The sequence below is a fragment of the Cognatilysobacter xinjiangensis genome (assembly GCF_014651995.1).
Classification (GTDB): Bacteria; Pseudomonadota; Gammaproteobacteria; order Xanthomonadales; family Xanthomonadaceae; genus Cognatilysobacter; species Cognatilysobacter xinjiangensis.
The window spans coordinates 1,497,336-1,516,105 of record NZ_BMXY01000001.1; the positions used below are offsets into that span (position 1 = coordinate 1,497,336).

An 18,770-nucleotide genomic window follows, 5' to 3' on the forward strand; every position below is an offset into this window, starting at 1 on the left:
GTGGCCTAGCGGGCCGCGCCCGTCGTGCAGTACTTCTGATAGAAGGCCTCCGCCTGCGGCATCAGCTGCTGCAGATGCGCCATGCGGTTCTCGGGGTCCGGATGCGTGGACGCGAACTCGGGCTGGCGCTGGCCGCCGCCGAGCTGCCCCATGCGCTGCCACAGCGGGATCGCTTCGCGCGGATTGAAGCAGGCGGCGGCGGCGAGCATCAGCCCGACCTGGTCTGCCTGCGATTCGTGGTTACGCCCGTAAGGCAGGATCAGCCCGTACTGCGCGCCGGCGCCGAGCGCGCCCATGATCGCCCGCTGCTGGCCGGGGTCCATCCCGCCCAGCGCCACGCCGGTCGCGAGCTGGCCCATCTGCACCAGCTTCTGCTGCGCCATGCGCTGCGAGCCGTGGCGCAGCAGCGCATGCGCGATCTCGTGGCCCATCACCACGGCCATCGCGTCCTGGTTCTGCGCGACGGGGATCAGGCCGGTGTAGACCGCCATCTTTCCGCCCGGCAGGCAGAACGCATTGGCATCGTCCGACTGGATCACGGCGACGTCCCACTGGAAGTTCCGGTAGTCCTGCGGCGCCTCGGTGCCATTCTGCTCCGCCAGCGCCTGCGTGACGTCGGGCACGCGCTCGATCAGCCGCTGCGCGATGCCGCGTATCTGCTGGCTGACCTGCGCGTCCGCGGGCAGCAGCGCGTTCTGCGCCTGCGCGTCGCCCAACACCTCGCTGAAGGCCTGCGCGCCGAGCTGCACCTCCTCGTCCGCGGTCGCGCCGTAATGCGCGGTCTCGCCGGTGTAGGGGTCCTTCTTCGCGCTGCCCATCCACGACACGGCCGCGTAGATCGCGAAGCCGATCAGGATGATCCAGCGGATGCCTCCCAGCCCGAAGCCGCGGCGGCCGCCACGCTGGCCCAACGGATCAATGCGCATCGAACGACTCCCGTGCTGCGACGAATCAGAGGTCGCGCACGACACGGAAGCCGATGCGCGCGTTGGTGGTATCGGCGTCCAGTCCGCTGCGCCAGGCCGACCGCGTCTGCTCCGGTGCGCTCGCCCACGAGCCGCCCCGGACCACGCGCTGCCGGCAGCCCGGATTGACCCAGGCACGCTGGTCGCGTGGCGCGCGGCGGTAGTTGGTATGCCAACAGTCCGCGACCCACTCGCTGACATTGCCGGCCATGTCGTGAAGGCCGAATCGACCGGGCGTGTAGCGCCCGACCGGTGCCGGCCCCCATGCGCCGTCGATGTAGCCACGGAACGCGTTCTGCCAGCGGCGGCCCGTCGGCGAGCGGTCGCCGCTGCCCGTCAGGTTGCCCGTGCCCGGCGGCGGCGTGCCCGTGCCCCAGGGATACGGCGCGCGGCTCCCGGCCCGCAGCGCGTACTCGAACTCCGCCTCGCTCGGCAGGCGGTAGCGATGGCCGGTCTCATCGGCGAGCCACTCGGCGTACGCGCTCGCGTCCTTCGCGCTGACGTGCACCACGGGCAGGTCGTCGGCGGCGGGACGGCCGAGGTAGTCGTGCCGCCAGTCGACGTTTCCGCGCCGCACGAAGTTGCCGCTGCGCAGGTCGTAGACCATCGAGTAGCCGCGACGCGACGAGCGCGCGCGGTACTTCGTGGCGTCGACGAAGCGCCGGAACTGTCCGACAGTGACTTCGGTCATCGAGAACGCGAGGCCGCGCTCGAAATGGATCGCCCGCGTCGGCCGTTCCGCGTCGCTGGCGCCGTGCTCCCCGCGCGGCGCGCCCATGGTGAAGTCGCCGTACGGGATGACCACCATCGTCGGCGTCCGTCCGCCGCCTTTCAGCGCGTCGGTGAAGCGCTGGCGCGGCACGAACAGGCCGTAGTGCACGGCGAACTCGATGCGGCGGCGCAACTCGGTGGCGGTGGGATCGGCCGGCGGCGCGATGCGCAGGATGTGCGCCAGGTGCCCACGCGCCTGTTCGATGCCGTCGCGCGGCTGTACGAGTGCGGCGATACCGGCATCGCGCAACTCGCCGATGCGGGTGGCGCGCGCGAAGGCGATGCGCCCGCGCGCTTCGGCGACGGCGCCGGCTTCGGGACGCACGCGCGCGGCCAGCGAAAGCCAGCGCTCGGCGTCGGCGTAGTCCTCGCGGTCGGCTGCGTCCTCCGCGCGCCGGATCAGCGCACTTTCGGCCGCCGCGAGGCCCTGGCGGGCACGGGTGTCGCTGCCGCGCAGCGCGAGTGCGCGCCGGAACCACGCGAGTGCACCCTCGCCACCCGTCTCGCCGACCTCGCCGCGCGCGAGCGCGGCCTCGCCCAGTTCGCTGAAGCGCTGCCCGTCCTCGACGCGGTCGACCTGCTGCAGGAAACGCTGCACGTCGTCGCGCTCGAGCGCCACCACGCGCAGCACCGCCGCCGCATGGCGCACGCGCGCCAGCGCATCGGGTTCCTCGTCGATCTGCCCGAGCTGCTGCCGTGCCTGCAGCAGCAGGCCGTCGATGGAGTTGCGCACGCCGGCATCGGCACGCGCCCGCATCGGCGCGTAGTCGCGCAGCGCCATGAACAGAGGCAGCGATGCAGCATCGTCGTCGGCGAAGCGGCCGCCCATCAGCGCCTCGTCGGCCTGCTCGGCCAGCGCCTGCGCGTTCTCGCGGGTGACCTCGATGCGCGGCGGCGTCCAGCTCGGCAGGCGTTCCTCGCCGGCGACGGTGACCGTGGGCGCGCGTCGTGCCTCGGCCTCGCCCACGCGTTCGTCGCGGCAGCCGACAGCCGCAATCGCGACGAGGGTCGCGACCACGATTGCGAGCGTCGCACTGGCCTTCGCGCGCAAGCCTCCTCCTGCTCCGGTCGGTGCCGCCGGGTCCACGGAAAGTAGGCTATTGTCGCCCGCTCCCGCAAACCCGGCACCCGCCTTGGCCCACTGGATCGACAGTCCCGACGCGCTGCGCGCGCGCCTTGCATCGCCGCCCGCGCGCATCGGGCTGGATACCGAGTTCATCCGCGAGCGCACCTACTGGCCGAAGCTCGCGCTGGTGCAGATCGCGCTGCCGCAGGCCGACGGCGGCATCGACATCCTGCTCGTCGACCCGCTCGTGCCCGGCATGAACGAGGCGCTCGCGCCCGTGCTCGCCGATACGTCGGTGCTGAAGATCATGCATAGCCCGAGCGAGGACCTGATCGCGCTGCGACAGGCCTGCGGCGAGGTGCCGCGCCCGCTTTTCGACACGCAGGCCGCCGCAGCGCTGGCCGGCGTCGGCGCGGGCCTCGGCTACCAGAAGCTCGTCGCCGAGATCACCGGCGTCGCGCTGGCGAAGGGCGAGACGCGCTCGGACTGGATGCGCCGCCCGCTGTCGCCCTCGCAGCTCGAATACGCCGCGGACGACGTGCTGCACCTGTTCGAACTGCATGACGCACTGACCGCGAAGCTCGACGCGCTCGGTCGTACCGCGTGGCTGCAGGCCGACATGGCGCGCACGGTCGAGCTCGCCGTCGAGGATCCGATCGATCGCTGGCCGCACCTGGGCATGCGCAGCGCGCAGTTCATCGACCGCAACGCGCAGGCCCGCCTGCTGCGACTGCTGCGCTGGCGCGATTCGCATGCGCGCGAAGCCGATCTTCCGCGCAGCTGGGTGCTGGACAACGAGCTGGCCGCGACGCTCGCGCGCACCGTGCCGACCTCGCGCGACGCGGTGGCCGACGCCATCCGCGCCCACCCCAAGGGCCCGCGCAAGCTCGTCGACGCGATCTGGACCGCGCTGGGCACGCCGCTGGACGACGAGGCCGATGCGCCGGACGCCACCATCGCCGAGCGTCGCGACAAGAGCCGCATCAAGGCGCTGCAGGACGCCGTCTCGCGCCGCGCGGCGGAACTGGGCGTGGCTGACGCCGTGCTGGCCTCGCGCCGCACGCTGGAACCGCTGCTGGATACGGGCGAATGGCCGGACGCCCTGCAGGGCTGGCGTCGCGAGCAGCTCGAGGCCGCGCTGGCGCCGCTGCTGCGGCGCTGAGCGGGGCGAAAAAAAACGGCGCCCGGAGGCGCCGTCTGGAATCGTGGTGGAGCCAGGGAGGATCGAACTCCCGACCTCGTCATTGCGAACGACGCGCTCTCCCAGCTGAGCTATGGCCCCACGGTTGGGACGCGCAGTTTAATCGCAGCCGCGCGCCCTGCCAAGCGGGTCCGCGGCTGGCGTGAACGTGATTACCGGCACGGTCCGCGTCCGTGCGAAAATCGCCCGCTTGGGGCCCCGTAGCTCAGCTGGATAGAGCGTCCCCCTCCTAAGGGGAAGGTCGCACGTTCGAATCGTGTCGGGGCCGCCATCGAAACCTTGCCGATCTCCAGCACGGATCGACGCCCCGGCGTCGCCGGCCGGCGGCGGCCTTCCACGGAGCGCCCCATGACCCACCCCGTCCTCACCGCCCTCGGCCTGACCGAGCTCGAATCCGGCACCTACCTCGGCAGCAGCCAGTGGTCGACCACGCGCGACGCCGGCGTTCTCGAGTCGATCAGCCCGACCGACGGCAGCCTGCTCGCCCGCGTCCAGGCCTCGTCGCAGGAGGACTACGAAACCATCGTCGAGCGCGCGCAGGCCGCCTACAAGGTGTGGCGCACGACGCCGGCCCCGCGCCGCGGCGAAGCGATCCGCCTCTGCGCCGAAGCGCTGCGCCAGCACAAGGACGCGCTCGGCTCGCTGGTCGCGCTGGAGATGGGCAAGTCGAAGCCGGAGGGCGACGGCGAGGTGCAGGAGATGATCGACATCGGCGACTTCGCCGTCGGCCTCTCGCGCCAGCTCTACGGCCTGACGATGCATTCGGAGCGCCCCGGCCACCGCATGTACGAGCAGTGGCATCCGATCGGCCTGGTCGGGATCATCTCGGCGTTCAACTTCCCGGTCGCGGTGTGGGCCTGGAACTCGTTCGTCGCGGCCGTCTGCGGCGACATCTCGATCTGGAAGCCCTCGCCGAAGACGCCGCTGTCGGCGATCGCGTCAATGAAGATCTGCAACGAGGCCCTGAAAGCCGGCGGCTTCCCGGACATCTTCTTCCTGTTCAACGACGCCGGCAGCGATCTCGCCCAGGCGTTCGTCGACGATCGCCGCATCCCGCTGATCAGCTTCACCGGCTCGACCAAGGTCGGGCGCATGGTCGGCGAGCGCGTCGCGCGCCGCATGGGCCGTTCGCTGCTGGAGCTCGGCGGCAACAACGCGATCATCGTCGACCCCTCGGCGGACCTGAAGCTGGCGATCCCGGCGATCGTATTCGGCGCGGTCGGCACCGCCGGCCAGCGCTGCACCACCACGCGGCGCCTGTTCGTGCACGAGTCCATCTACGACGACGTGCTGGGCAAGCTGGTCACGGCATACAAGCAGGTCGAGGGCAAGATCGGCGATCCGATCGACCCGGCGAACCTGATGGGCCCGCTCAACAGCCGAGACGCGGTGCAGGCCTACCTCGACGCCATCGAGCGCGCCAAGGCGCAGGGCGGCAAGGTCGAGACCGGCGGCGCCGCACTGGACCGCCCCGGCAACTTCGTGCTGCCGGCGATCGTCACCGGCCTGACCAACGATGCCGAGGTCGTGCAGACCGAGACCTTCGCGCCGATCCTCTACGTCATGAAGTACTCGTCGCTCGACGAGGCGATCGAGCTTCAGAACGCCGTGCCGCAGGGACTGTCGTCTTCGATCTTCACCACCAACCTCAAGGCCGCCGAGCAGTTCCTGTCGGCCGCGGGTTCGGACTGCGGCATCGCCAACGTCAACATCGGCACCTCGGGCGCGGAGATCGGCGGCGCGTTCGGCGGCGAGAAGGAGACCGGCGGCGGCCGCGAGTCGGGCTCGGATGCGTGGAAGGCCTACATGCGCCGCCAGACCAATACGATCAACTACTCCGACGCACTGCCGCTGGCGCAGGGCATCAAGTTCGATCTCTGAGGCCACGCGATGTCGAGCCAGCCGGTCCAACCCGTCGCGCCCACCAGCCCGCTCGCGGTCGCGAGCCTGGTGCTGGGCGTACTCGCGTGGGTGGCATTGCCGGTACTCGGCGCGTTGGGCGCGGTCGTCTGCGGGCATCTCGCGCGGCGTGACATCCGTGCGGCCCGCGGCACGTTGGGCGGCGACGGCCTCGCAATCGGCGGGCTCGTGCTCGGCTACGCGCACCTCGTGGTGCTCGTGCTGGGCGTGATCCTCGCGATCCTGTTCTTCGGCGGCCTCGCGGCCCTGATCGCGTTCGCCGCGCACTGATGTACGGACTGCTCAGGCCGCTGCTGTTCGCGCTCGACGCCGAGACCGCGCACGGGATCGGCCTGCGCAACCTCGATGCCCTGCAACGCGCGGGCCTGCTCGGCCTCGTCGCGCGACGCCCGGCGGAATCGCCCTTCCCGGTCAACGTGTTCGGGCTCGATTTCCCCAACCCGGTGGGCCTCGCGGCAGGGCTCGACAAGAACGGCGCGCATATCGAGGCGCTGTTCGGGCTGGGTTTCGGTTTCGTCGAGGTCGGCACGGTGACGCCGCGGCCGCAGGCCGGCAATCCGAAGCCGCGCATGTTCCGGCTGCCGAAGCACCGCGCCATCATCAACCGGCTCGGCTTCAACAACCTCGGCGTCGACGCACTGGTGCGCAACGTCGACGCAGTGCGCCACCGCCGCGGGATCCTCGGCATCAACATCGGCAAGAACAAGGACACGCCGAACGAGTCGGCGCAGGACGACTACCTGCACTGCCTCGAGCGCGTGTATCCGCTGGCCGACTACATCACCGTCAACATCTCCTCGCCGAACACCGCGGGGCTGCGCGAGCTGCAGGAGGAGCAGTCGCTGCGACGTCTGATCGGCACGCTGCGCGAGGCGCAGGAGCGGTTCGGGGCGCAGCACGGCAAGCGCGTGCCGATGCTGGTGAAGGTGGCTCCGGACCTCTCCGACAGCGACGTCGAGGCCGCCGCGCGCGTGCTTGCCGACCTGCAGGTTGACGGCGTGGTCGCGACGAATACCACGGTGTCGCGCGAGGGCGTCGAGGACTCGCCGCATGCCGACGAGCCGGGCGGCCTGTCTGGCGCACCCGTGATGGCGCAGTCCACATACGTGCTGCGGCGCCTGCGCACCCGCCTGCCGGAGTCGATCCCGCTGATCGGCGTCGGCGGCATCCTGTCGGGCGCGGACGCGGTCACCAAGATGGCCGCGGGCGCGAGCCTGGTGCAGTGCTATACGGGCTTCGTCTATCGCGGCCCGATCCTGGTGCGCGAGTGCGTGGCGGCGATCCGCCGTCGCAAGGAAGCGCCCAGTCGCGGGCACGTGCCGCCCGCATGAGCGACACACTGCCGCCGGGCGTACGGATCGTCCGGGATGCCGACCTCCGCGACCTCAACACCTTCGGCGTGGCCGTGCGCGCGCCGTGGCTGGTGGAGGTAGCCGATGCCACGCGCCTCGCGGAGGCCTTCGCGATCGAGCCGCTCAGCGCCCGTGCGCCGCTGGTGCTGGGCGGCGGCAGCAACATGCTGTTCGTCGATGCGCCGGCCGAGCCCGTGCTGCGCCTGACCGGCAGCGAGGTGCGCATCGAGGCCGACGATGGCGACGAGGTGCGTCTGTACGCCGATGCCGGCGTCGAATGGCATGCGCTGGTCATGCGCACGCTGGACATGGGCCTTTCTGGGCTCGAGAACCTCGCGCTGATTCCGGGCACGGTGGGTGCGTCGCCGATCCAGAACATCGGCGCCTACGGCGTGGAGGTCGGCGAGCGCATCGACGCGGTCCATGCGTTCGAGCCGGCCACCGGCCGCCACGTGCGCCTGCGACGCGAGGAATGCGCGTTCGCCTACCGCGACAGCATCTTCAAGCATCAGGCAGGCCGCTACGTGGTCACCGGCGTGGACTTCCGCCTGCGGCGCGGCGGCACCCCGCAGCTCGGCTATGCGGGTATCGCCGATGAACTTGCCGCGCGCGGTATCGCGGCGCCGGCGGCGCGCGACGTCGCCGATGCGGTCATCGCGATCCGCCGCCGCAAGCTGCCGGACCCGGCGGTGGTCGGCAACGCGGGCAGCTTCTTCAAGAATCCGATCGTCCCCGCGGCCATCGCCGATGCGCTTGCGGCGCTGCATCCGCGCCTGCCGGTGTTCGCCGCCGGCGACGGCCTGCGCAAGCTGTCGGCGGCCTGGCTGATCGACAGCACGGGCCTGCGTGGCTATCGCGACGGCGATGCCGGCGTGTCGGACGCGCATGCGCTTGTGCTGGTGAACCACGGGCGCGCGACTGGTGCGGACCTGCTGCGCGTGGCACGCCATGTTGCCGCACGCGTCTTCGAGCGCCACGGAGTCGCGCTCGAGCCGGAGCCGCGACTGATCGGAGCAGCATGGGCGTCGTGACCCGCCCACAGGCCCGTGTCGTGCCGTCAATGGCGACGGCTTTTCCGCTCCGCCGCCTGCGTCTCACATCGACGGCGCCCGCATCGACGATGCTTCCGCGATGACCACCGCGACGCCCCATTCGACCGTCATCCGCGCCGCGCTGCTGATGCTCGCGAGCACGCTGTTCTTCGGACTGATGGCGGTGGCGATCCGGCTGGCATCGACATCGCTGCACGCCTTCGAGATCGCCTTCTTCCGCAACCTGTTCGGCGTCGTGGCCGCATTGCCGCTGCTTGTGCGGCATGGGCCCGGCCTTCTGCGCACCACCCAGCTGCCGCGCTACCTGCTGCGCTGCGTGATCGGCATCGGCTCGATGCTCGCGAGCTTCTGGGCGATCGCGCACCTGCCGCTCGCGCAGTCGATCGCGCTCACCTATTCGACGCCTTTGTTCGTCACCGTGCTCGCGGTCTGGCTGCTCGGCGAGCAGGTGCGCCTGCGTCGCTGGCTTGCGGTGATCGTGGGCTTTCTCGGCGTGCTTGTGATCGTGCGGCCGGGTACTTCGGGCTTCAGCTTCGCGTCGCTGGTGGCGATCGTCGCCGCGGTGCTGAGCGGCATCGTGTCGATCCATATCAAGCAGCTCTCCGCCACCGAGCCGGCCGACCGCATCGTGCTCTGGACCACGATGCTCTGGGTACCGATGTCGCTGATCCCGGCGCTGGCGGTATGGGAGTGGCCGCGCGGCATCACCTGGCTGTGGGTCGCCGCTGCGGGGCTGATGGGCACCGGCGGGCACATGCTGTGGACGCGTGCGCTCAAGCTCGGCGACGTGTCCGCACTGACGCCGATCAGCTTCATGCAGTTGCCGGTCGTGAGCGTGGCCGCGTATTTCCTGTTCGACGAAACGCTGGACCGCTACACCATCGCCGGCGCGCTGGTGATCTTCGGCGCCAATGCCTACATCGCGCATCGTGAGGCGCAGCTTGCGCGTCGCGCGGCGACCGCGGCGCCCGTGGAGGCCGCGCGCCCCGCGGAATGACGGCTAGGGCTGCGTCGAACCCGTCACCAGCCCGCGCCGGAACGCGATCAGGCGCACGCCCACGGTCCAGGCGATCGCCGCGGCCCAGCCCGCGAGTATGTCGGACGGGTAATGCACGCCGAGGTAGACGCGCGACAGGCCCACCCCGACCGTGAACAGCGCGCCCAGTGCGATGACCGGCCAGCGCCAGCGCGTCCGCCACGCCAGGCAGGCCAGAACGCAGGCGAGCGTGGCCGAGCCCATCGCGTGCCCGCTGGGGAAGCTGTAGGTGGTCTCGGGCGCGATCGACTCCCACAGCGCAGGCCGGTCACGCTGCATCACGTGCTTGGCACCGAGGTTGAGCAACGCGGAACCGCCAAGCGCGACCGCCGCGAACACCGCACTGCGCGGATGGCGCCTCAGTGCGAGGACCAGCACCAGCAGGATGTCGGCCGGCACCACACCGCGCGAAAAGCCGACGGCCGACAGCGTCAGGAACAGCGCGTCGAGCTGCGCGCCTTCCAGCGCGTGCATGGCGTGCAGCATCGGCTCGTCGAAGCCGAAAGGCTCGCCCTCGGCAACGTCCTCGGCCAGCTCGCCGAACCCCCAGAGCGGAAGCACGACGCATAGAAAGGCCGCCAGCAGCCGCCTGCCGTAGCGCTCGAGTATCCCGCGGACGACGCGTGCCTGTGTGGCGACCAGCCCGGCAGGCGCCGGTGCGTCACTCGTGGGAAACCCCGTATCGTCGCTCGACATAGCGGTCGATGATGCCGAGGAACTCGTCAGCGATGCCTTCACCGCGCAGGGTGACGGTCTTCTGGCCGTCCTCGAACACCGGCGCGGAAGGCGCTTCGCCGATACCCGGCAGCGAAATGCCGATGTTGGCGTGGCGCGACTCGCCGGGCCCGTTCACCACGCAGCCCATGACCGCGAGGGTGAGGTTCTCGGCGCCCGGATGCGTGATCTTCCATTCCGGCATCTTCTCGCGCACGTGCGACTGCACCTTCTGCGCGAGTTCCTGGAAGAACGTGCTGGTCGTGCGCCCGCAGCCCGGGCAGGCGGTGACCATCGGCGTGAACGCACGCAGGCCCATCGTCTGCAGCAGCTCCTGCGCGACGACGACCTCGTTGGTGCGCGGCTGGCCCGGCTCCGGCGTTAGCGAGATGCGGATGGTGTCGCCGATGCCTTCCTGCAGCAGCACGCCGAGCGCCGCGCTCGACGCGACGATGCCCTTGCTGCCGATGCCGGCCTCGGTGAGGCCGAGGTGCAGCGCGTAGTCGCCGCGTGCGGCGAGCTCGCGATACACGGTGATCAGTTCCTGGACGCCGCTGACCTTCGCGCTCAGCACGATGCGCTCGCGCGCGAGGCCCAGTTCCTCCGCACGCGCGGCCGAATCCAGCGCGCTGCGGATCAACGCCTCGCGCAGTACGCGGCCGGCGTCCCACGGCGCCGCGCGCCGGGCGTTCTCGTCCATCAGCGTGGCGGCGAGCGACTGGTCCAGCGAGCCCCAGTTGGCGCCGATGCGCACCGGCTTGCCATAGCGGATCGCGAACTCGATCAGCTGCGCGAACTGCGTGTCGCGCTTCTTGCCGAAGCCGACGTTGCCGGGGTTGATGCGGTACTTCGCCAGCGCTTCGGCGCAGGCCGGCTCGCCGGCCAGCAGCTGGTGGCCGTTGTAGTGGAAGTCGCCGATCAGCGGGACTTCCACCCCCATCATCGCCAGCCGCTCGCGGATGCGTGGCACGGCGGCCGCGGCCTCGGGCGTGTTGACGGTGATGCGCACCATCTCCGAGCCGGCGCGCCACAGTTCGGCCACCTGCTTGGCGGTGGACTGCACGTCGGACGTGTCGGTATTGGTCATCGACTGCACGACGACCGGCGCGCCGCCGCCGACGCGTACGCCGCCGATCACCACTTCGCGGGTGACGCGGCGCGCGAGCGGGCCGAAACGGCCTGCATCGACTTCGGGGAGCGGGTTCACGACGGCTGCGTTCATGGCGTGAATTGTAGGCCAGCGCCCCCGCGCTCCCACTGAACCGCGGGTTGCGGCCCGCTGGCGCCGCCGTCGCGCCGACTGCGCTACCGTACGCGCCCCATGTCGACCGTCCCCACCCCCGCCCGCGACGTCTTCACCCCGAGCCAGCTCAACACGCTGGCGCGGGACATGCTCGAGAGCACCTTCGGCTCGGTGTGGATCGAGGGCGAGCTCGGCAACGTCTCGCGCCCCTCGTCGGGGCACCTGTACTTCACGATCAAGGATGCGCGCGCCCAGATCCGCTGCGCGATGTTCAAGCCCAAGAGCACCTGGCTGCGCTTCCAGCCGCGCGAGGGCCTGCACGTGCTCGGTCGCGGCCGGCTGACGCTGTACGAGGCGCGCGGCGAGTACCAGCTGGTGCTCGACCACATGGAGGAAGCCGGCGAAGGCGCGCTGCGCCGCGCATTCGATGAGACGAAGGCGCGGCTGGCCGCCGAAGGCCTGTTCGACGCCGAGCGCAAGCGCCCCCTGCCCGCCTTTCCGGCGCGCATCGGCGTGATCACCTCGCCCAGCGGCGCCGCGATCCGCGACGTGCTGAGCGTGCTCGCGCGCCGCTTCCCGCTAGTGGAAGTCGACGTGCTGCCGGTGCAGGTGCAGGGCACGGGCGCCGCGCCGCAGATCGTCGACATGCTGCAGCGCGCGGGCGCCAGCGAGCGCTACGACGTGCTGATGCTCACCCGCGGCGGCGGCTCGCTCGAGGACCTCTGGTCGTTCAACGAGGAGATCGTCGCCCGTGCCGTCGCCGCGAGCCCGGTGCCCGTGATCTGCGCGGTCGGCCACGAGACCGATTTCTGCCTCGCAGAGTTCGCCGCCGACCGCCGCGCGCCGACGCCCTCGGTTGCCGCCGAGCTGCTGGTTCCGAACCGCGACGACCTCGCGCGCCGCGTCGAGGCCGTGCACCGCCGCCTGCATGGTCGCCAGATGCAGGTCCTGCGCGACGCCATGCAGCGAACCGACCGCGCCGCGCTGAAGCTCAATTCGCTGCGGCCCCAGGCCTACGTGCAGATGCTCTGCCGGCGCCAGGCCGAGGCCTACCGCCGGCTGGAAGCCGCCTGGCAGCGCCGCATCGACCGCGAGCGCGCACGCCTGCGCCATGCCGACGCCGTGTTGCGCGCGCGCCGTCCCGAGCGCCGGCTGGCGCGCATGCGCGAACGCGTCGCGGCAATCGCCAACCGGCCGCAGGCCGCCATCGTGCGCCGGCTCGCGCACGAGGCGCTGCGCCTGCGCGGCCTCGCGCGTTCGCTCGAGGCGGTGAGCCCGCTGGCGACCGTCGCACGCGGCTACAGCATCCTGCGCCGCGAGGACGGCGCGATCGTGCGCCACGTCGGCGACGTGCAGCCCGGCGACGGCCTGAGCGCCCGCGTGGGCGACGGCGACCTCGCGCTGCGCGTCGAGGGCCGCACGCCCCGCGATTGAGCCCGCGTCGCGATCCAATGGAATCCACGGAGGCTTCGATGACCATCCGCACCGTCCCGCTGCATATCGCCGGCGACACCGTAACCACCGGCGAATGGCTCGACGTGGCCGACAAGTACCGCGGTGATGTTGCGGCGCGGGTGGCGCGCGCGGGCGCCGACGAAGTCGAGCGCGCGATCGCATCGGCGCATGCGGCGCGCGGCGCGATGGCCGCCTTCCCGCCCGACGCGCGCCGCGACGTGCTCGAACACTGCGTGCGCCGCTTCGAGGAAAGGCGCGAGGAGCTGGCCGGGCTCCTGTGCATCGAGGCCGGCAAGCCGATCCGCGATTCGCGCGGCGAGGTCGACCGGCTGATCGACACCTTCCGCATCGCGGCCGGCGAGGCCACGCGCATCGGCGGTGAAGTGCTGGAGCTGCAGGTCTCGCCGCGCGCACGCGGCTTCCGTGGAATGACGCGCCGCATGCCGATTGGCGCCTGCAGCCTGATCACGCCGTTCAACTTCCCGCTCAACCTGGTCGCGCACAAGGTCGCGCCGGCGATCGCCGCGGGCTGCCCGTTCGTGCTCAAGCCGTCGGAGCGCACGCCGCTCGGCGCGCTGGTGATCGGCGAGGTCCTCGCGGAAACCGATCTGCCGCGCGGCGCGTTCTCGGTCGTGGTCTGCGACACCGAGACCTCCGCCCCGCTGGTGGAAGATCCGCGCATCGCCTTCCTGAGCTTTACCGGCGGCCCGGTCGGCTGGGACCTGCGCGCACGCGCGGGCCGCAAGAAGGTCGCACTGGAGCTCGGCGGCAACGCGGCCTGCATCGTCGACGCCGATCCGGGCGTGCCGCTCGATCACCTGGTGAAGCGGCTGGTCTTCGGCGCCTACTACCAGAGCGGGCAGAGCTGCATCAGCGTGCAGCGCATCATCGCGCACGAGTCGATCGCGTCGCGGCTGTCCGATGCGCTCGCTCGCGCGGTGCGCGCGTTGAAGGCCGGCGATCCGCACGACGAGTCGACCGACATCGGCCCGGTGATCGACGAGGCCTCCGCGAAGCGAATCGCCGAATGGGTCGACGAAGCCCGCGCGGGCGGTGCGCGCGTGCTCGTCGAGGGCCGTCGCGACGGCACGATGGTGACACCGGGGCTGCTGGCCGACGTGCCGCGCGACTGCCGCCTCTATCGCGAAGAAGTCTTCGGCCCGGTCGCGCTGATCGAAACGGTCGACAGCTTCGATGCGGCGATCGAGCGCGCCAACGACACGCACTACGGCTTGCAGTGCGGCGTTTTCACTGCGCGCCTCGATCACGCGATGCGCGCTTGGGACCGGCTGGAGGTCGGCGGCGTGGTGGTCGGCGACGTCCCGAGCGTGCGCGTCGACAAGATGCCCTACGGCGGGGTCAAGGATTCGGGCATCGGCCGCGAGGGCGTGCGCTCCACCATCGAGGAGATGACGGAAGTGCGCCTGCTGGTGCTGCGCGACCCGCTGTCGGAATGACGACGCTGCTCAGCCGGCCAGCGTCTCCACTTCCTCGATCACGCTGACCAGCTCCGGCAGCGGGCGGCCGTACAGGTAGCCCTGCCCCAGCGTGCAGCCGAGCTCGCGCACCACGCGCTGCTGGTGCACGTTCTCGATGCCTTCGGCCACGGTGTGGATGCCGAGTGACCCGGCCAGTGCCTGGATCGCGCGCACCACGGCCTCGCTCTCGACGCGTGTCTCGCTGCCGAGCCCGGCGATGAAGCTCTGGTCGATCTTCAGGCATTCGATGGGGAAACGATGCAGGTAGGAGAGCGCCGAGAAGCCGGTGCCGAAGTCGTCCAGCTGCGCCAGCACGCCGTGCCCGCGCAGGTGCTTGAGCATGTTGAGCACGCGCGGCGCTTCCTCGAGCAGCGCGACCTCGGTGATCTCGATGCGCAGGCGGCGCGGATCCGCCTTCGCCTTGTCGAGCAGGCGCAGCAGGCGGTCGGCGAACGCGCTGTCTCGGAAATGCCGCGGTGACACGTTGACCGAGATGTAGCCGCCCTGCGTATGCGCGATGCGGTCGGCGACCTGCGCGTACACCAGCCAGTCCACTTCCTCGATCAACGAGCTGTTCTCGCCCACGCCGATGAACGACGACGGCGACAGCAGTTCGCCGCCCGCCTGCTGCCAGCGCAGCAGCGCCTCATGGCCCACCACGCGTCGATCGGACAGCCGCACGATCGGCTGGTAGAACGCGACGAAGCCCTCGCCGTTGATCGCGCGCCGCAGGTCGGCCTCGAGGTCGAGGATGCGCATGGCCTCCTCGCGCATGGCTTCATCGAAGGTGGCCCAGCGGCCGCGGCCCGCCGCCTTCGCGCGGTACATCGCGGCGTCGGCGTCGCGCAGCAGCTCGCTGCCGCTGCGGTAGCGCGGATGCCAGAGCGCGATGCCCACGCTCGCTGACGGGAACACTTCGCGCCCGGCCACCCACCACGGCTGGCCCAGCACTTCGAGGATGCGGCCGGCCAGACGCTCCACCGTCGCGACACTGTCGAGCTCGTGCACCAGCACCGCGAACTCGTCGCCGCCCAAGCGCGCGACAACGTCGCCGGGGCGAATGCAGGACGCGATGCGCCGCGAGGCCTCCATGAGCAGCTCGTCGCCCGCCGAATGGCCCGCGCTGTCGTTGACCAGCTTGAAGCGGTCGAGGTCGAGGTAGAGCACCGCGAACAGCGAATGCGGATGGCTGTGCGTGGTATCGATCGCCTCGGTCAGGCAGTCCACCAGGTGCGAACGATTGGGCAGGCCGGTCAGCGAGTCGTGGCGGGCCTGGTGCGTGAGCCGCTGCTCGGCCCGCAGGCGCTCGCCGATCTGCGCGACCAGCTCGCGGTTGGCGCGCGCCAGCTCGCGCGTGCGGGCCTCGACACGCTGTTCCAGTTCGACGTGCGCGGTCAGCAGTTGCTCCTGCGAACGCTTGCGCTCCAGTCCGATTCCGATGTGGTGCGCGACGAAGGTCAGGAGCTCCTGGTCGCGGCGGGTGAACTCGATCTCGTGCGTGTAGCTCTGCACGGCGATCACGCCCACGGCCTGGTCGTTGCGCCACAGCGGCACGCCCAGCCAGCAGGCGGCCGCCGAGCCGCGGCTGATCAGCTCGCCCTCGGCCGCCATCTGCTCGATGTCGGCGCGGCGCACCAGCAGCGTCTGGCGGCGCGTGAGCACGTACTCGGTCAGGCCGAAGCCCAGCGGGCGCGACTGGCGGCGGCCGTCGCGCTCGTCGATCGAATACGGGAATTCGAGCCGCTCGCCGTCCTCGGAAATCATCGCGATATAGAAGTTCCGCGCGTACAGCAGCTCGCCGACGATGCCGTGCACCTCGCGATAGAAATCGTCGAGCGAGGGCGCGCTGATCGACAGCTCGGCGATGCGGAACAGCGCGCTCTGCAGCTTCTCGGCGCGCTGGCGCTCCTCGATCTCGGCCTGCAGTTCCTGGTTCAGGCGTTCCAGCGCGTGCGTTCGCTCGCGCACGCGATCCTCCAGCTCGCCGCGCGCAAGGTGGCGCTCCAGCGCAGTGAGGATGTGCTGCGCGACGAAGGCCAGCAGCGCTCGCTCCTCTTCGCCGTACATGCCGCCACGATCGTAGCTCTGCACGACGATCGCGCCGCAGATGCGGTCGTCGCGGCGCATCGGCACGCCCAGCCAATCCTCGCTGTCGGGGCCGTGCGAGGGATCGCGCACGATGCCGAGCTGGCGCCGCACGGCATCCGACGAACCGCGTACCGGATCGCCGTGTCGCAGCAGCGCGAGCGTCAGGCTGTTGGGCATCTCCGACGCCGGGATCTCGCGGTCCGGCTGGGCGACCCAGTCGTCGCGCTCGTCGGCGAAATACAGGAAGCGCACGGTGTCGCGCACGTCGTCGTAGAGCACGATGTAGAAATTGGCGGCGTACATCAGGCCGCCGATCACGTGGTGGATCATGCGCAGCATCGCCGAGAGCTCGATGCCCGAGCCGGCGAGATCGGCGATCTCGTAAAGCGCCTGCTGAAGGCGCTCGGATTTCTCGAGCAGCTCGGCGCGGCGCAGCAGGCGCTCGGATTCGAGGTGGATCGCCAGTAGCGAGCGCGCCATCTCCGACCAGCTCATGCGCAGGTCGGGATCGAACTCGCCGGCCACGCGGGCGGCAACCGCGGCGTAGCGCCCCCCGGGCAGCGGCCAGCGTTCGACGAACAGGCCGGAAGGCGGCGACGCCGCGTCGGGCTCCAGCGCGGCGCGGACCGCGTCGGTCAGCGCGCTGTCGACGGGCTCGCCGGCGCACACGGTGACCTCATCGCGCTCGCGCCAGCCGGCAGCCAGGCGCGTCTCGGCGGGCAGGCCGGCTTCCAGCGCAGCGAGCAGGTCGTGCCGACGGGCACGGCGCATCGCACTGTCCGCTGGATCGGGTTTCCGCAACGCCACTTCCCCCTGTCACTGGGCGGGCCGGAGCCCGCCGGTCGCCGCAGTCCACCGGCCGGCACTCGCCCGTCTCGCGGGCGATCCCGAGAATACGTGATCGCCCCAAGGACGGAAGTGGCAAAAGATCGCCCCGGAGCGGCCGGGGCTGTACCCCGCCGGGTCCGCCCCGTACCCTGCCGCCGATGAACGGCCCGGCCGCTTCCACCGACGATGTGCTCATGCGGGCCTGGGCCGCCGGCGACGTGCGCGCGTTCGAACAGCTCTACGCCCGCCACAAGGGCCCCCTGTACCGCTTTCTGCTGCGCCAGCTGCGCGACGGCGCGCTCACCGACGAGATCTTCCAGGACGTCTGGCAGCGTGTGATCGCCGCCCGCGACGGCTGGCGCCCGGACGCCGCGTTCAGCACGTGGCTCTACCGCATCGCCCACAATCGGCTGAACGACCATTGGCGCGCGGCGAAGCATCGCCCGGCCGCTCCCGCCGACGCCGAAGCCCGTATCGAGGCCGTCGCCGACCCCGATACGCCCGAACGGACGTTGAGTGATTTCGAGCAGCGTCGTCGCCTGCGCATGGCGCTGGACGAACTGCCCGAGGAGCAGCGCGAGGTGCTGCTGCTTCGGCTGGAACAGGAACTGACGCTGGAACAGATCGGCGACATCACCGGTGCCGGCCGCGAAACCGTGAAATCGCGCCTTCGATACGCGATGGACAAACTGCGCGCGAGACTCGCCCCATGACTGCCCGACCGCTCGAGCCGCTGCACGACGATCCGCTCTCCGCCGAGGAGCGCGAGGTTGCCGCGCGCCTCGCCAGGCTGGACGCGGCAGCCGGGCCTTCGGCTGCCCTGGACGCACGCATCCTCGCGGCTGCCCGCAGCGCCGCCACGCCGCGTCGCCCCCAGCCCCGCTGGCCGCGCGCCGTGGGCGCCTGCGCGGTGCTGGTCGCTGCGGTCGGCCTGGCCTGGCAGCTCAAGCCCATGTTCGCGCTGGGGCCGGCGCCCGTCAGCGGCGGTTTGCCGGGGGCCGGCACCGAGATCGTGGTCGACGTGGAGCCGGCGCCGGCAGCGGTGGCAGCACCGTCCGCGGCCGCGCAGGTCGAGGTGGCGGCCGCGCCTGCGGCCGAGCGCGCGGACGTCGTCGCACCTCCGCCGGCGCCACGCGCCCGCAAGGCGGCACCCCGCCCGGCTCCGCCTGCACAGGCCGCGGCATCGCGCGCTGCGGCCGAGGCGCGCGCGACCGCGCTCGCGGAGGCGGCGCCTGCCTCGTCGGAGCGCCAGGCGCTGCCAGCCGTGGCACCGGCGCCCGCACCTCCCGCCCCGCCGCCGCCACCCGCGAACGTCGCGGAGAGCCGCTACATGTTCGACGAGAGCGCCGCCGCGCAGCCCACCGTCGATCTCGACCGCATCACCGTCAGCGGCTCCCGGCTCGGCCGCGCGGGCCTGCCGGACCTCGAGTCCGACACGCGCCTGACCATGAGCGCCTGGCTGACGCGCATCCGCGAGCGCCGCGACGCCGGCGACATCGCCGACGCGCGCGCCAGCCTGCTGCGCTTCCGAAGCGCGCATCCGCGCGTGCCGGTGCCCGACGACCTGCAGCCGCTGCTGCGCGACGAACAACCGTGACGTC

The 18,770-nt window shown here is 71.3% G+C and carries 15 protein-coding genes and 2 tRNA genes; 11 read left to right on the forward strand and 6 right to left on the reverse strand.

Translation table 11 applies throughout. The features are described 5' to 3' along the window. Positions 1-5: 5 nt before the first annotated feature. Together IE066_RS07145 and IE066_RS07150 are read right to left on the reverse strand one after the other, a co-directional pair. On the reverse strand, positions 6-926 hold the full coding sequence (locus tag IE066_RS07145; protein WP_189448178.1) for a M48 family metallopeptidase: 921 nt from the start codon (positions 924-926) through the stop codon (positions 6-8). A 25-nt stretch (positions 927-951) separates the two neighbouring features. After that, complete coding sequence (locus IE066_RS07150) at positions 952-2,787, reverse strand: formylglycine-generating enzyme family protein (protein WP_229790698.1); 1,836 nt, start codon at positions 2,785-2,787, stop codon at positions 952-954. Positions 2,788-2,869: 82 nt separating this feature from the next. On the opposite strand from IE066_RS07150, the gene rnd reads away from it, so the two are divergent. Then, positions 2,870-3,964, forward strand: a complete 1,095-nt coding sequence (rnd, locus tag IE066_RS07155) for a ribonuclease D (RefSeq protein WP_229790699.1) — start codon at positions 2,870-2,872, stop codon at positions 3,962-3,964. Positions 3,965-4,008: 44 nt separating this feature from the next. On the opposite strand, the gene IE066_RS07160 is transcribed toward rnd, so the two are convergent. Then, positions 4,009-4,084, reverse strand: a tRNA-Ala gene (locus tag IE066_RS07160). Between the two features lie 113 nt (positions 4,085-4,197). Here IE066_RS07160 and IE066_RS07165 point away from each other — a divergent pair. The 6 genes from IE066_RS07165 (at position 4,198) to IE066_RS07190 (ending at position 9,324) form a co-directional block, all read left to right on the forward strand. Beyond that, a tRNA-Arg gene (locus IE066_RS07165) sits at positions 4,198-4,274 on the forward strand. Between the two features lie 77 nt (positions 4,275-4,351). Further along, positions 4,352-5,884 carry an L-piperidine-6-carboxylate dehydrogenase gene (gene amaB / locus IE066_RS07170; RefSeq protein ID WP_189448184.1) on the forward strand — a complete coding sequence of 511 codons (1,533 nt, stop codon included), beginning with the start codon at positions 4,352-4,354 and terminating at the stop codon, positions 5,882-5,884. Positions 5,885-5,893: 9 nt separating this feature from the next. After that, positions 5,894-6,193 carry a DUF4190 domain-containing protein gene (locus IE066_RS07175; protein ID WP_189448186.1) on the forward strand — a complete coding sequence of 100 codons (300 nt, stop codon included), beginning with the start codon at positions 5,894-5,896 and terminating at the stop codon, positions 6,191-6,193. Beyond that, the gene (locus tag IE066_RS07180) at positions 6,193-7,254 is read left to right on the forward strand and encodes a quinone-dependent dihydroorotate dehydrogenase (RefSeq protein WP_189448188.1); all 1,062 of its coding nucleotides are present in this window, start codon (positions 6,193-6,195) and stop codon (positions 7,252-7,254) included. The genes IE066_RS07175 and IE066_RS07180 overlap by 1 nt, the downstream gene beginning before the upstream one ends. Then, positions 7,251-8,306 (forward strand): UDP-N-acetylmuramate dehydrogenase, encoded by a 1,056-nt coding sequence (murB, locus tag IE066_RS07185; RefSeq protein ID WP_189448191.1) that lies wholly within the window; start codon positions 7,251-7,253, stop codon positions 8,304-8,306. Before IE066_RS07180 ends, murB begins: the two co-directional genes overlap by 4 nt. A 100-nt stretch (positions 8,307-8,406) precedes the next feature. Then, positions 8,407-9,324, forward strand: coding sequence for a DMT family transporter (locus tag IE066_RS07190; RefSeq protein WP_189448193.1), 918 nt, complete (start codon positions 8,407-8,409; stop codon positions 9,322-9,324). 3 nt (positions 9,325-9,327) lie between these two features. On the opposite strand, the gene IE066_RS07195 is transcribed toward IE066_RS07190, so the two are convergent. Both IE066_RS07195 and ispG read right to left on the reverse strand, forming a co-directional pair. Further along, positions 9,328-10,059, reverse strand: coding sequence for a phosphatase PAP2 family protein (locus IE066_RS07195; RefSeq protein WP_189448196.1), 732 nt, complete (start codon positions 10,057-10,059; stop codon positions 9,328-9,330). Further along, the gene (gene ispG, locus IE066_RS07200; RefSeq protein WP_189448198.1) at positions 10,025-11,299 is read right to left on the reverse strand and encodes a flavodoxin-dependent (E)-4-hydroxy-3-methylbut-2-enyl-diphosphate synthase; all 1,275 of its coding nucleotides are present in this window, start codon (positions 11,297-11,299) and stop codon (positions 10,025-10,027) included. Before ispG ends, IE066_RS07195 begins: the two co-directional genes overlap by 35 nt. A gap of 99 nt (positions 11,300-11,398) precedes the next feature. On the opposite strand from ispG, the gene xseA reads away from it, so the two are divergent. Together xseA and IE066_RS07210 are read left to right on the forward strand one after the other, a co-directional pair. Further along, positions 11,399-12,754: an exodeoxyribonuclease VII large subunit gene (xseA, locus tag IE066_RS07205; protein WP_189448200.1), complete on the forward strand. Its 1,356-nt coding sequence runs from the start codon at positions 11,399-11,401 to the stop codon at positions 12,752-12,754. A gap of 38 nt (positions 12,755-12,792) precedes the next feature. Further along, a complete protein-coding gene (locus IE066_RS07210) occupies positions 12,793-14,232 on the forward strand; it encodes an aldehyde dehydrogenase family protein (protein WP_189448202.1) in 1,440 nt (479 codons plus the stop codon). Positions 14,233-14,241: 9 nt separating this feature from the next. Here the strand turns inward: IE066_RS07210 and IE066_RS07215 are convergent, their stop codons facing one another. Continuing rightward, on the reverse strand, positions 14,242-17,112 hold the full coding sequence (locus IE066_RS07215) for a bifunctional diguanylate cyclase/phosphodiesterase (RefSeq protein WP_189448204.1): 2,871 nt from the start codon (positions 17,110-17,112) through the stop codon (positions 14,242-14,244). A gap of 215 nt (positions 17,113-17,327) precedes the next feature. On the opposite strand from IE066_RS07215, the gene IE066_RS07220 reads away from it, so the two are divergent. Both IE066_RS07220 and IE066_RS07225 read left to right on the forward strand, forming a co-directional pair. Continuing rightward, positions 17,328-17,882 (forward strand): RNA polymerase sigma factor, encoded by a 555-nt coding sequence (locus tag IE066_RS07220; RefSeq protein WP_189448206.1) that lies wholly within the window; start codon positions 17,328-17,330, stop codon positions 17,880-17,882. Then, entirely contained in the window at positions 17,879-18,766 is an 888-nt protein-coding gene (locus IE066_RS07225; protein ID WP_189448208.1) for a hypothetical protein, read from the forward strand. The genes IE066_RS07220 and IE066_RS07225 overlap by 4 nt, the downstream gene beginning before the upstream one ends. Positions 18,767-18,770: the final 4 nt, after the last annotated feature.